The 12063-nt window shown below is 34.2% G+C and carries 13 protein-coding genes; 5 read left to right on the top strand and 8 right to left on the bottom strand.

Features of this window, described 5'->3' with window-relative positions; translation table 11 throughout:
- Window positions 1-78 precede the first annotated feature (78 nt).
- On the bottom strand, window positions 79-894 hold the full coding sequence (locus HH304_RS03540) for a M57 family metalloprotease (protein ID WP_169678081.1): 816 nt from the start codon (window positions 892-894) through the stop codon (window positions 79-81).
- A 201-nt stretch (window positions 895-1095) separates the two neighbouring features.
- On the opposite strand from HH304_RS03540, the gene HH304_RS03535 reads away from it, so the two are divergent.
- A complete protein-coding gene (locus HH304_RS03535; protein ID WP_169678080.1) occupies window positions 1096-1665 on the top strand; it encodes an RNA polymerase sigma factor in 570 nt (189 codons plus the stop codon).
- Here HH304_RS03535 and HH304_RS03530 read toward each other — a convergent pair.
- The 3 genes from HH304_RS03530 to HH304_RS03520 are packed head-to-tail and all read right to left on the bottom strand — an operon-like array spanning window position 1662 to window position 5120.
- Window positions 1662-2474, bottom strand: coding sequence for an RMD1 family protein (locus tag HH304_RS03530; RefSeq protein WP_169678079.1), 813 nt, complete (start codon window positions 2472-2474; stop codon window positions 1662-1664). The two genes, HH304_RS03535 and HH304_RS03530, sit on opposite strands and share 4 nt — an antisense overlap.
- Window positions 2475-2523: 49 nt before the next feature.
- Window positions 2524-4113 carry an ATP-dependent DNA ligase gene (locus HH304_RS03525; RefSeq protein ID WP_169678078.1) on the bottom strand — a complete coding sequence of 530 codons (1590 nt, stop codon included), beginning with the start codon at window positions 4111-4113 and terminating at the stop codon, window positions 2524-2526.
- Window positions 4113-5120: a ligase-associated DNA damage response exonuclease gene (locus tag HH304_RS03520; RefSeq protein ID WP_169678077.1), complete on the bottom strand. Its 1008-nt coding sequence runs from the start codon at window positions 5118-5120 to the stop codon at window positions 4113-4115. Before HH304_RS03520 ends, HH304_RS03525 begins: the two co-directional genes overlap by 1 nt.
- A gap of 125 nt (window positions 5121-5245) precedes the next feature.
- On the opposite strand from HH304_RS03520, the gene HH304_RS03515 reads away from it, so the two are divergent.
- Window positions 5246-6049 (top strand): hypothetical protein, encoded by an 804-nt coding sequence (locus tag HH304_RS03515; RefSeq protein ID WP_169678076.1) that lies wholly within the window; start codon window positions 5246-5248, stop codon window positions 6047-6049.
- 64 nt (window positions 6050-6113) lie between these two features.
- Here HH304_RS03515 and HH304_RS03510 read toward each other — a convergent pair whose 3' ends face one another.
- On the bottom strand, window positions 6114-6308 hold the full coding sequence (locus HH304_RS03510) for a YgaP family membrane protein (RefSeq protein ID WP_333908741.1): 195 nt from the start codon (window positions 6306-6308) through the stop codon (window positions 6114-6116).
- A 170-nt stretch (window positions 6309-6478) separates the two neighbouring features.
- On the opposite strand from HH304_RS03510, the gene HH304_RS03505 reads away from it, so the two are divergent.
- From HH304_RS03505 to HH304_RS03495, 3 genes are all read left to right on the top strand, one after another.
- Window positions 6479-6934 (top strand): GNAT family N-acetyltransferase, encoded by a 456-nt coding sequence (locus tag HH304_RS03505; RefSeq protein ID WP_169678074.1) that lies wholly within the window; start codon window positions 6479-6481, stop codon window positions 6932-6934.
- A gap of 103 nt (window positions 6935-7037) precedes the next feature.
- Window positions 7038-7532, top strand: coding sequence for a hypothetical protein (locus tag HH304_RS03500; protein ID WP_169678073.1), 495 nt, complete (start codon window positions 7038-7040; stop codon window positions 7530-7532).
- A gap of 32 nt (window positions 7533-7564) precedes the next feature.
- A complete protein-coding gene (locus HH304_RS03495) occupies window positions 7565-8425 on the top strand; it encodes a hypothetical protein (RefSeq protein WP_169678072.1) in 861 nt (286 codons plus the stop codon).
- A gap of 75 nt (window positions 8426-8500) precedes the next feature.
- On the opposite strand, the gene HH304_RS03490 is transcribed toward HH304_RS03495, so the two are convergent.
- The 3 genes from HH304_RS03490 to HH304_RS03480 all read right to left on the bottom strand — a co-directional run bounded on the left by HH304_RS03490 (window position 8501) and on the right by HH304_RS03480 (window position 12047).
- Entirely contained in the window at window positions 8501-9964 is a 1464-nt protein-coding gene (locus HH304_RS03490) for a M61 family metallopeptidase (protein ID WP_169678071.1), read from the bottom strand.
- Between the two features lie 104 nt (window positions 9965-10068).
- Window positions 10069-11097: a helix-turn-helix domain-containing protein gene (locus HH304_RS03485; RefSeq protein WP_169678070.1), complete on the bottom strand. Its 1029-nt coding sequence runs from the start codon at window positions 11095-11097 to the stop codon at window positions 10069-10071.
- A gap of 59 nt (window positions 11098-11156) precedes the next feature.
- Window positions 11157-12047, bottom strand: coding sequence for a transglutaminase-like domain-containing protein (locus HH304_RS03480; protein ID WP_169678069.1), 891 nt, complete (start codon window positions 12045-12047; stop codon window positions 11157-11159).
- Window positions 12048-12063 lie beyond the last annotated feature (16 nt).

Genomic DNA, 12063 nt, shown 5'->3' with positions numbered 1-12063 from the left:
TAACTTTCTAAAAAGTCACAAAAAAAATAAAAAAAAAGCTGCCGTTTCCGGCAGCCTTAGTATGAAGAGTATGCTTTTTTAATACAGGTAATCCAGAGCAGTTTGATCACTGGTTGTAAATGGTCTGTCAGTACCATCTGAACAGGCTAACATCCACGATGCTGCTTCTGGTCCTGAAGGTGTTCCCGGGATATAATTAGCACCTACACCTCCATCGCCTTCATCATTGGTAGATCCGCCACAGCTAAAGCTTCTATCCATATAATCAGTATGTCTGAATCCTATACAATGTCCCATTTCATGAGCAATTGTTGTTGTTAATGCTCCGATATCAGTCACATTATCATAATATGATCTGGTAAGTAAAATTTGGTTGTGAGGATCTCCTGAAGCAGTAGGAAAACCGGCAGACCCCAATATTCCAAACCATCCGTAATACCATGGAGAAGGCTGAATAGTAATATCTGCTGAAGAAGAACTTGTAACACGATTAAAAACAAGATTTAATCCTTCAGCATTATAGCGGGCTAATGCTGCATCAGTCGCAGCAAAATACTGCGAAGAAAAACGAGTACTTACAAACACATTAATTGTTCTTGGAGTACCTGTTACCAGATTATCAGTGGAATAATGCTCAACCGAAGGTATTAACTCTCCTTCTTTGAGGTTTTCTAATTGCTCATGAGAAATCAAAATATCTTGTTCAACAACATATCCAATTTCAGTATTGAACACCGGGAAATTTACCACATCAAAACCGGCTGACTCAAGAGTAGCATAAACATCTTCAGATACCTCATTTGGAGGACCTAGCTTTTCTGAATCATTTTGACAAGAAAACATAAAGATTGTACACAATGCAGCGCACAGCAGGGACTTAGTTCTAGTTAACATATTAGTAAATTGATTTGGTTACGTTTTGATCGATATTTTAAATTAATAAATCACTTTTATTAAACCAATACAACTACTGTACAATATTCTTGACTTACAGCCAGTTACGTCAAACTTCTATTGAAAACCGTTTAAAAAATGAAGAATAGTTTCGAATTTCATATTTTGCAACAAACAAAATTATAAAATTAGGGCACTCTGATGAAGCTTGAGGATAGATCCATTGAAGAACTGTATCGTATATATAATGACACCGGTCATCCAGAGATAATTAGTGAGCTTTTAAAAAAATTACGTCCGCTGATATTTGATAAAGTATCAAGATATATTAAAGAAAAAGATCTGATTGAAGACATAACTCAGGAAGTCCTTATAAAAACCTTTATTCATTTTAAAAATTTCAACGGAAAGTCGACATTCAAAACCTGGGTTTTTAGCATTGTTCACAATACATCCATAAATCACCTAAAGGAAAAAAACAAAAAACTCAGCTTTACCATTAATTCAAAAATTATAGAATCTGTTCAAGATGAAGTTTTTGAAAATGTTGATAGTAAACTGGAATTATTAAAAGAACATGATCTGGAAGAAATAATCTTTGAACTTCTAAACAGCTTAAGTCCTCGTGAAAAAGCATTATTTATTTTAAGATTCCGTGATCAGCATCCGATTAAAGAATTAATTACCATTACAGGTGAATCTGAAAGTTCTATCAAAATGCAGATCAAGCGCATGAAAGATAAATTAACTAACCTGTATAAGGAATATTAAAGAATCTTACCTACAAAAGTATCTATCACTTCAACCAAAATCAATATAATAATAATCCATTCAAGCAAAGCACTCTCTTTCTGGTTATAAATATCCATATAAACAGATAAATTCTCTTCCAGGATTTTGAATTTAGTCTCCAACACTCTGTATCGTTGTTTCAATTCAAAATTATTATTCAATTCACGATTTAATCTATCCAGATATTGATCATCCCAGGCAATATCAGGCGTATCAAAAAAGTATATCTGTTGGGCGATTGCATTTTTTGAATTTAATGACCTCCCAATAAATTTCAACATGCTTTTTCTTCCCAGTTTTAATTTACCTTTCAATTCAAGTTGAACTGAAAACTCATTAATCTGATCAAGCAATTTAGAAACCACTTCAGAGTAATAATCCAGAGAGGTACTTTGTACCATATTAATAGCAACCACCTTATGAACATCAGTATTTACTACCGGAAGTGAAAAATAATCAAATTGAAATCTGGCAGGCTTTTCGGGTTCTAATTCAACTACAAAATCATCAATAAACTTTTCTGTCTGTGGCTCTGACACATAGGGCATTACAACCTCAATAAACCGCAACCGCTCATGCTCACTACAATTTACAAATACTGCTCCTCCTTGTTTAAATATATGGATATATCCTCCGTGTTCTGCTTCAAACATTATGTCTGATACTGAAAAACTAACAACCCTAAAACGGGTCTCTTTACGAAGCATTACAATATCTATATTGTTGCCTAACTGAACAGCAAAATAATTAATCTCTTTTCGCTCGCTCAACTGGTTTATTCTTTCCATTATTTCTAAAATAATCGTGAATGTACGCTAAAAAATCAACATCCGGCCACTAAGATATCATTTTTAACAACTGATGCAGATTACCCAGGGTATCAGCTTCTTGTGGAGGTTTATCTTTTCGCCATCTATGAATACGTGGAAACCTGACTGCTACACCGGATTTATGTCTGTTTGATGGAGCAATCCCTTCAAATGCAATCTCAAAAACCAATTCTGGGGATACTGATCTAACAGGCCCAAACCTTTCTATGGTATTTTGTTTTACGAACCGATCAACTTCTCTGAATTCTGCATCTGTCAACCCAGAATATGCTTTGGTAAAAGGCACTAATTCTCCATCATTCCAAACAGCAAAGGTATAGTCAGTATACAAGTTTGCCCTTCGTCCGTGGCCTCTCATAGCATAAATCAAAACTGCATCTATAGTCATCGGATCCATTTTCCATTTCCACCATCCTCCTTTCTTCCTTCCAACCTGATAGATTGATTCCTTATGCTTTAACATGAGTCCTTCACTCTTATACTGTAGTGCATTTTTTCTTTCTTCTTCCAGGTCCTCCCAATTATCAAACTTAACTATCGAAGAAAGATGAATAAATTTCGAATCTACATCTTTTAATAAATGTTGTAGTTTTTCTCTTCGTTTAAAAAATTGAACATTACGGTAATCTTCTCCTTTATATTCCAGTAAATCATAGGCATAAAATGCAACTGGAACTTTTTTCATGAGATTTGCAGTGACCTTCTTCCTTCCTATTCTTTGTTGAAGCATATGAAATGGCAATGGCTCGCCCTGATCAAAAGCTAAGATTTCACCATCAAATACTAGATCGTCATCAAAAATATCCTTAAACTCATCAAATTCTGGATATTTATCGGTAATCAGTTCTTCTCCACGACTCCAAACAAAGATTTCCCCATTTCGAAGAATAATCTGCCCCCTGATACCATCCCATTTTCTTTCGGCAATCCATTCATCAGGGTTTCCAAGCTCACTAGAATCATTATCTAACGCATAGGCTAAATAAAATGGATATGGCTGTGAAATCCTTTCTTCCTCATCAGTTTCTCTAAGGAGTTCATCAAGAGTAAGGAGTTCAGGAGACCACTTACCTGTAAGTCTAAGAGCAACTACATCGTCAGGTAGATCAGCATACTGAGCCAATGCTTTAATCATCGTTTTAGAAGATACACCCATTCTGAATCCTCCGGTCATAAGCTTATTAAAAATAAATCGACCTGTTACATCCAATGACCTCCAGATTGATAATACTTGCCTCCTTTTTTCATCTTCACCCTCATTTTTCAACCCGATTAATAGTTGCAAATATTCTCTTAAAGGCAAAAGGGTTTCTTTAGATACAGGAGGTAAAACAAGACTTATTGTCTCAGCAAGATCCCCAACAACATGATAGGTATCTTCAAAGAGCCAAAGAGGAATACCTGATTCTTCTGCTGCCCAGGCACGAATCTGAGTTGCATTTACAGTTCTTTTTGGTCGCTTACCTGTAAGTAAGGCCACTGCCCAGATGCTATCTTTCCCGTCAGCTTTATGTAGGTAATCTACCACAGCAGCTTGCTTAACGGAAGTTTTGGTTGTGCCATCAATTTGTTTAAATAAGGTTATAAACTCCTTCATTATTCCGAATCAGTTTCTCCTTCATACTCTGATTTTACAACGTCGGCATCGATCCCTTGTTCCCGTAAGTATTGAACATAAATATCAGAATACCCATGGGTAACATATATATGCTTAGCTTCTACAGCCTTTACTGTTTCATTCAACCCCGGCCAGTCAACATGATCAGAGAGAATAATTCCCTTATCTGCATTTCTTCTTCGACGAGCACCTCTGAGAGTCATCCAGCCACTGGCCATAGCAGTGCGGTAAGGAGTTAGCTGCCTTAACCAGGAAGACCCCAAAACAGAAGGGGGAGCAATAATTACTTTTCCTATTAATTTATCTTTTGGTGATTCTTTGGTTATTGCATGGTATTCTTGAAGCTTCATCCCTACATTTACTAATGCTTCATTCATATTAAATACTGCACCGTGGCAATAAACAGGAAGAAAAGATTTATCAACTCCCTGCAATAACCGCTGTGCCTTACCCAAGCTATACCCCAGAATTACAGAGTTAACTCCTTCATCAGAATTTTGAGCTATCCATTGATTTAGGTCTTCAAAAACCTCCTCGTCAGACCTCCATTGATATACAGGCAATCCAAAGGTAGATTCGGTAATAAAATAATCACATTTCACCAATTCAAATGGTTCACTTATAGAATCATCAGTTACTTTGTAATCACCACTAACAATCCAACGTTGCTGCTTATCTTCAACAAGAATCTGTGCTGAACCGGGTATATGACCTGCGGGAAAGTAGGTGACATTCACTCCTCCAATTTTCAGTTTTTCACCATATGAAATTGATTCAGAATTTATATCCGCCCCGATGCGGTGCTTCATAATTAATTCAGTTGTAGGAGTTGACAGATAACTTTTCATTCCCCAACGGGCATGATCGGCGTGGCCATGAGTAATTAAAGCTTTGTCAACCGGTCGCCATGGATCGATAAAAAAATCACCTTTCTCACAGTAAATACCTTTGTCTGTAAATGTTAATAATGGATTTTTTGGTCGCATGGAAGAATAACTGTGTTAGAGCAAATAAGTTACTTCAAAAATTGATTATGTATGCTTCTTCCTAGAGTTTGAATTCTCAATTAATTAATATAGTTTTCGATTCTACAAATAATAAAAATAAAGATATGGGATTTAATATTTCAGCAATTGCAATTGATTCTAGCTATGAAGATAAATTAACCGATCTTCAAAATGACCTTAACCTAACTTTGGAATATGTTGAAGATGTTACTTTTGAAGAAGCATCAAGTAATTGGACAGGTGAAGGTGAAGGGTTTCTTTATTTTGCAGGGGATAGTACTATTCTTTTTTTACCGATGGAAATGTGTATAGAACCTTTCCCTATCAAAGGCAAAAAAGTTCTTTCTTTTGCTTTATCAGAAATGTCGATGGCCTTTTGTTTGAATTTTTGGGATGGTGAAAAGGTTTCAAGATATATAATGGAACATGAAGGTGATATAAAATCTCAGGAAGGAACCCCATTTGATTTTGAGGCTACATGTGGTGATACTTCTGAAGTAATTTGGAAAAAACTAGATGATACTTTAGACATCTCTTTCCATTCGATAGACTTAGGAGCGAAAGCTAAAAAATATAAAGTTTCCCTAGGCAAACCAATCAATAAACAAGAAAATCAAGAGTCAGAAAAACCAAATGTTGGCAGTAAAGAACATCAAGCAGAGATTGAAACGAAGTACAGGCAATTTACAAATGAACAATTACAAGCTGAATTTATTCGCATTCTATCTATTCCTAATGCACGAACAAATGTACAATGCCTTGTAGAAGTTGCCGCTTTAATGACAATATCAAAAGAGCGAGGTATTGACCTGCAAAATTTTAATAAAAAAAAGGACAACAAAGGGTGTTTCCCTGTGCTAGTTACCGGAATAATTTTCGTAACAGCACTTATATTTTATCTGTTATGATTTGATGAAATCATAACAGATAAAAGAGATGCTAGGTAATCACCTAGCATCCTTTTTATTTAAATCACCTCTTAATTGAACAAGTCGAAACCCCAAATGGTGCATATAAGGGACAAAAACTGATCAAGCTGGTAAGTAAAAAAATACCGGCTAACGCAATCAAAACTATCCCAATAGTTCCTGATATAACATTTGTGAAATAGAGTACAGCAATGACAATTGCTATTATTGTTCTGATGACTCTATCGGTAGTACCCATGTTCTTTTTCATAATTTTGCTCTATTTTTTGTTCTAAAGTATCCGTTCTTTTTAAACCTTATGATGATATAAATCAACCTCATTAATGATATCGTTAGAAAAACCACCAATTGAGTTGATTATAACAATTTTCTTGAGCTATTTAAAGTGAAATTTTATAGACTTTAAAGATGGACAACCTAACATTCAAGCAAAGCACATCTGAAAATGATGATTTTAAATCCTTGATTTTAAAACTTGATCAATATCTGGCTGATGGCAATGGGGATAAGAATGAATTCTTCGCTCAATTTAATAAAGTCGATTTAATTAAAAATGTAGTTATTGCTTTTGAAGGTAATACAGCTATCGGGTGTGGAGCTTTCAAAGCTTATGATGATGATTCTGTGGAAATAAAAAGAATGTATGTACTTCCGGAGAAAAGAGGAAATGGTATAGCGACTGCGGTATTAGATCACCTAGAAGAATGGGCTGCCAGTTTGGGTTTTAGCAGATGCATTTTAGAAACGGGAAACCATATGACTGATGCAATTAAGTTATATTCTAAAAATGGTTATAAAAAAATCCCTAATTATGGTCAATATGAAAAAGTGCTAGAGAGTGTTTGTTTTGAGAAACTCCTTTAATATTTTTTATTATTAGCCTTGACATATTAGAAAAGTCAATATTATTTTTGAACCAATATTTTTTTAACCCTCACAACTTTTCAGTTGTTATTTTTTATTGACTATGGAAAACGAATTGCTAATTGACTCTTCATTACAAAATTTAAAACTAGACAAATTAAAAAGAAGAAAGTTATTGCCTTGGTGGATCAAGATGTTCTGCTGGTTATTCATGATTTTCGGAGGTCTATCTATTATAAGTCTTTTCCTTGGGTTTACAGGTATCAAGCCTGACTTATCGTTTTATGGGTTTGAAACAAATGAACCTTTCTCTTTATTCGGATTAATAGTTATTTCTTTAGGGCTTTTCAATGGTATAACCGCATATTTGCTTTGGACTGGAAATGATATTGCTATCAAAGTCGCAAAGATCAATGCAATAACCGGACTTTTAGCTTGTCTGGCTTCAATGTTCCTTATCCCATTTTTACAGCCTGGGTTTCATATGAAAATTAGAATTGAAATAATGTTTTTGATTCCCTATCTAATGAAACTAAATAAAATTCAGTCTGCATGGGAAGGAGAAAACAGACAATATATAAGACATCAAAACTATTGATTACTGGTATATCCTATATTAATTAAATATTTATGCTTCATCGAAGAACCTATCAAGTAATTCCAGAAGAAGATAATAAGCTTGTCTACGAAGAAATACAGAATAAAAATGGTCAAATATTGTCTTACAAGGATCACCAGGCACCATTTAAATATGAGGAGTTCTACGAATACAATGAAGCCGGTTTATTATCTAAATCGTACGATCTTGAAGAAGATTTAGAAAATTCAAGAACCGAAATTTATTATGATGAACATCAAAGAATAATCAATCAAAAAATATTTGTTGCTGGTGAATTATTCGAGGAAATAATAAAAAATTATTCCGGGAATAAATCTATAGAAACCCACCTTCAATATGGAGAGGAAGTTCGCAAAATTGAAGAAATTTCAGAAGAGGACTCCTATTCTAAACTAATATTTGAAAATGGTGAATTGGTTGAGAAACATTCTGGTAAATTTTCGAACAATAAACAAACCGAAACCACAACAATAACTGACAGTGAAGGAAATCTCCTTTTTACCAAAACGATTCAATATGATATTGATGGAAATCAAATTTCTCTGGAAGAAAGAAATCAAAATGAAAATCTAATGCTTTTTATTGAATCAGATTATGACAATGGTAAATTAAAGGTTGAAAAATATGATGACTATGTGAACTATGAACATGGTGTCATTACCAGGGAATATGATAAGATTGGCAATCTTTTAAAAGAAGAATTAAAATCTTCATCCGGAAAACTCCTCGAGTTTCATAATAAAGCTTATGACCAAAATAATAGACTAATTTCTGAAAGCGGATATTCTGTTGGTAGTTTTAATGCGGTTTATGGTAATTATGTCAATGGTCAGAATTATCACTTCATACATGAATACGAAGTGATAAACTAATTTTTTAAGACCATTAGATTCTCAGTAGAATCAGCTTGTTAGCTTCCACTTAAAAAAGCCAACAATCATATTTGATTAATTTAATTCACCTAAAAACCCATTTTGAATTGCCCTTTCTTGTTCATTTATATCATCTCTTAAATTCATTTTTAGATTACCATCTTCAATGCTTACCTTGAACCCTGCCTTTTTCAGATAATCCTGAACGGGTATTTCTGTAAAACCATTTACATATTTATCAAAAAAAGGTGTCAAATCTTTTCCAGCAATTTCATTTGCCAAAGCAATAACTTCATCAGTAGTATAAACCTCATCTCTATTTTTATATTTTGCATAAAGTGCTCTCATTAGATCATCCAGACTTTTCTGATTATTGGTTTCCTCCCTGATTATCATATCTATACCAATTCCCGCGAAAAGTCCTCCACTATAGATTAGCCCCCAATGATTGTCTTTGCTAAATCCTTCAGCAGCATCTCTCATAGATAGCTCACCTAACCCGGAATCATTTTGGTAACGCTGATAAAACAAACCATTGAAAATTCCAGCTAAGGCCTGCATATTAATAAACTCAACCTGAAATAATGATTTAAGGGTGTAATAGTTGGTAACCCCTTCTTTAAACCAATCATCTCTTGTACTATTAACTTGAAGGGTTTTACCATTCCATAAGTGAAAAAATTCATGAGCAAACATAAACCAGGCAACCATTTGTTCCTGAGCATCACTTTCAGGGTTAACCAGCATACTTATGTGAGACCCGATAACTTCCCCGTCAGTTTGCTTTGAAGAATTAATTACCACCATAATATTGGCTGAATTGCTCCCTCCCGGAGTTGGTCCCCCTCCCATTAAATCAAAATAGTAATCCATTACCTGCTCCGCAATCTCACCATATTTATCAGAGTTTGCCTGAATCTCGCTTCCTCCAAGTACAAACCGGATACTAAGATTATTGCGTTTTAACTCTTGAAATTTATAATTACCATATAATATTAAAGACTCTGTTAGATCTGAGTGGTTATTAATTAAGAAACCATCAAGTGAAGGGGTCCATGGAACATATACATTATTTTCCCCTTCATTCTTTACAATCACCCTGTATTTATCCCCATCATTTAGATTAAACACGAAAAGCGATCTTCCGGTAAGAAAGTAGCCCCATTCTTTAACAAAAGCCACTCCATCAATTCCTCCAGGCCAAAGGATATCATCGTGTGTTACTGAAACTTCGTAATTTATTTTCACCTTTTGACCTGGCGTTGTGTGAAGTATCCATCTATCCCCTCTTTTAACCACTTTAACCTGATCGCCACTTTCTAATCTAGCTGTTAGATTATCAATATAATCATCCCACCGCTCGGGAACAGGACCGTTTCCAGACATCCTTAAAATACTGTCCTGCAAAAATAATTCTGCCTCAACATAAACTCTCTTTTCCTTATAATCTGCAAAACTTACAGTATAAACCGTCTCACGAGCATTTAAACTAAGCCCGGCAATAATCAAAATCAGACATGTGAAATATGTTTTGTTCATCTCTAAAAAGGTTTAATTTAATTCTACTGTGAGGATACGTAATTAAAAAAGTAAATGAACTCAAAAGGAAGCAGAAGACACTCCATATCATGATATAGAGTGCATTATTCAAATTTTAAACCACTTTTTCGATATTGAGAAGGAGTTTCACCAAACTTTTCTTTAAACAATGTGTTAAACCGCCCACTAGATCTGAATCCACATTCCTGAGCAATTCCAAGAATCGACAAGTTGGAGTACTTCTCATTAATTAACCTTCTTTTAATTTCTTCAAGCCTATAATCATTTATAAACGCCGAAAAATTCTTTTCTTGAGTTTCATTAATCACCTGGGATATTTTTCTGGGATTCAAACCAGTTAAGTCTGATAAGTCAGATATTTTAAATGAAGGATTCAAATATAATTTATCTTCTTCGATTAGGTCCTTGATTTTAGATGAATACGATTCCAATTCCTCATTATCAACTCTGGAATTCCCGTATTTTTCATAATGCGGTTCAAAAGTTTTATTCATATTCATCTCCCGATATGCCATAATAAAAATAGGAATAGCAGCAATTACTATTATTGAGATCCTGAATACATCTGAAGGCTCATCAATTCCTGTCGATTCAGCTAAACCAATAATAATATTCACAATTTTTATCAGGGCAATAGAATAAACAAAAAGCGCTATCCAATCAAAAAATTTTCTATCAACAGTATTCTTATAATAGTAGTAAATGCTCAATCCGACATAACAGCTAAACTGAATGTAGAAAGCCCATTTGAGCCAAAATAACAAAGAAGGAAAAGTTTGCCCAAGAAATGCTATAACTATAATTGGAGCATAATGAACTAGAAAGATCTTCTTCCAGTTCATATTATGATGTTGGTAAGTTATATACAACCATATGCTTGGTCCTGCCCACCATCCAAGGTAATTAGCAACAGGCTGCAACCAATGATGAATATTTCCAAACCCGGACAAATAACAGTAAGTATTTATTAAATTGACTGAATAAATCAACAATAAGATGGCTACAAGTAGGTTTATTATCTTCTCTCCAGATTTCTTTAATATAAAATGAAGAGAAAGAAATATTCCTTGTGCCCCAGCTATCAAACAAACAATTGAAATAAACCCTATCATTTCTTTATATAATATATAGAAAACTTAGCTCTCTCAGCAATCTTAATAACCTGTCATTTTCACCTTACCTTTGGGTAAAAATCACTCAATGAGTGAGTATAATATGAATTATTAATTCTGAAAATACCCTGAAAATACTCTGGTTCCACAGCATCTTGTGAAAGCAAAGTCAATTGCTTTTTATTGCCTATGATTCTATCCCAGACACTCACAGACTGGCCATTAATAGATACATAAAAATAATATAAATAAGGACCAATCCATTTAACATAATCATCTTTTGAAATTGTCTGATTAGGATTAATCATTTCAATATCCCCACCGGTTGCTATGGCATTCTGTAATTCTACTGCGTTAAGCGGCTGTCCATCTTGAGTCAAGATAACATCAAACTGCGGGTCAATAAACATCCATTTATCGATATCCTCCAAATACACTTCATTGGCTACATGTCCACCACCCCATTTTACATCATTTATATCTTTTGCCATCAGTCCTAAGGTACGTACTTTAAACCCTAAGGCAGCCAGACATTCTCTTGCAACAAAACTATATTCGACATACCTGAATCTTTCTCCTTTATTTGCTTCTTCTAATATGAATATGGCATCTTTCTGGCTCGGAACATTATCCCCATCATGCTCCCACTGGTTCTGAACCCAACTTTGAATTGCTAGTACTTTTTGGAAATCATTTGATAGAGAATCAACAATTTTATATAACTCAAATTTTTCCTTTAGTTCAACCAGATCTTTCCTTGAAGATATGTCAGCATACTTGAGTCCAAAAGTATTTTCCTCTCCCTTATCAAACTTTAATATATGAACAGATTTTTCTATTTCATCCTCACCATATTCTAGCAAACCACCTAAACGAGGAGACATGTAAAACGAAAAAGTAGTAAAACAAATCAAAAGGATTATAAAACTGTAAATGATCTTTTTAAACATAGTTGTCAGTATATAG

Source organism: Marinigracilibium pacificum (genome assembly GCF_012926615.1).
Taxonomy (GTDB): Bacteria; Bacteroidota; Bacteroidia; order Cytophagales; family Cyclobacteriaceae; genus Mangrovivirga; species Mangrovivirga pacifica.
The sequence above is the reverse complement of the archived record's forward strand: the minus strand, read 5'-3'. Positions and strand labels throughout refer to the sequence as shown.

Coding starts and splice junctions, on each gene's coding strand:
- HH304_RS03540 (WP_169678081.1), bottom strand. CDS start 894: ATGTTAACTAGAACTAAGTCCCTGCTGTGCGCTGCATTGTGTACAATC.
- HH304_RS03535 (WP_169678080.1), top strand. CDS start 1,096: ATGAAGCTTGAGGATAGATCCATTGAAGAACTGTATCGTATATATAAT.
- HH304_RS03530 (WP_169678079.1), bottom strand. CDS start 2,474: ATGGAAAGAATAAACCAGTTGAGCGAGCGAAAAGAGATTAATTATTTT.
- HH304_RS03525 (WP_169678078.1), bottom strand. CDS start 4,113: ATGAAGGAGTTTATAACCTTATTTAAACAAATTGATGGCACAACCAAA.
- HH304_RS03520 (WP_169678077.1), bottom strand. CDS start 5,120: ATGCGACCAAAAAATCCATTATTAACATTTACAGACAAAGGTATTTAC.
- HH304_RS03515 (WP_169678076.1), top strand. CDS start 5,246: ATGGGATTTAATATTTCAGCAATTGCAATTGATTCTAGCTATGAAGAT.
- HH304_RS03510 (WP_333908741.1), bottom strand. CDS start 6,308: ATGGGTACTACCGATAGAGTCATCAGAACAATAATAGCAATTGTCATT.
- HH304_RS03505 (WP_169678074.1), top strand. CDS start 6,479: ATGGACAACCTAACATTCAAGCAAAGCACATCTGAAAATGATGATTTT.
- HH304_RS03500 (WP_169678073.1), top strand. CDS start 7,038: ATGGAAAACGAATTGCTAATTGACTCTTCATTACAAAATTTAAAACTA.
- HH304_RS03495 (WP_169678072.1), top strand. CDS start 7,565: ATGCTTCATCGAAGAACCTATCAAGTAATTCCAGAAGAAGATAATAAG.
- HH304_RS03490 (WP_169678071.1), bottom strand. CDS start 9,964: ATGAACAAAACATATTTCACATGTCTGATTTTGATTATTGCCGGGCTT.
- HH304_RS03485 (WP_169678070.1), bottom strand. CDS start 11,097: ATGATAGGGTTTATTTCAATTGTTTGTTTGATAGCTGGGGCACAAGGA.
- HH304_RS03480 (WP_169678069.1), bottom strand. CDS start 12,047: ATGTTTAAAAAGATCATTTACAGTTTTATAATCCTTTTGATTTGTTTT.